Genomic DNA, 584 nt, shown 5'->3' with positions numbered 1-584 from the left:
CGAACCCGTAGTGCTCGGCGAATGCCGCCGCCTGCGGGTGCAGCGGCACCGCCCGGCCCGGGGCGACGTGGCGGCGGACCACGGTCTTGGTGCGGTCGTAGACGATCGTGGCCGGGACTCCGCCGAAGTGGGCGAACGCGCGCCGGTGGCAGTCGAAGAACGTGGCCAGGTCCTGGCTGGTGGTGAAGCAGATGAACGGGTCGCGCGAGTAGGACAACGTCATATGGAACGAGTAGACCTTCTTGCCCGCTCCGGCCCCGACCAGCAGACAGCCCTCGTCGCCCCAGTCGACCTGGGCCTGCGCGCCCGCGACGACCTCGAACCGGCGATGCAGCCCGGGCGGGCGGCCCTGGGCGTCGGACTCGAGCTCGATCCGGCGCCGCGCTTCCGCGCAGTAAACCTTGATCCGCTGGTAGTGGCCGGTGAACCCGTAGTCGGCCACCAGCCGCTCATGGATCACCGTCGCCCGCAGCCGCGGGTCATCGGCCAGCCAGGCGTCGATCACCTCAGTGAACGGATCCACCAGCCGGGCCACCGTGCCCGCCCGCGAGCTCGCCCGCGGCGGGACCGCCGGCGCGTCCGGC

Annotated in this window: 1 protein-coding gene; it reads right to left on the bottom strand. The window is 72.3% G+C overall.

The window, feature by feature from the left end:
* The coding region (locus tag ACL02T_RS34950; protein ID WP_412835100.1) for a DDE-type integrase/transposase/recombinase at positions 1-523 on the bottom strand (523 nt) is incomplete at its 3' end.
* Positions 524-584: the final 61 nt, after the last annotated feature.

Origin of the sequence: Pseudonocardia oceanicola (assembly GCF_047200735.1) — a bacterium.
Taxonomy (GTDB): domain Bacteria; phylum Actinomycetota; class Actinomycetes; order Mycobacteriales; family Pseudonocardiaceae; genus Pseudonocardia.
This window is presented reverse-complemented; position numbering and strand designations above follow the sequence as displayed.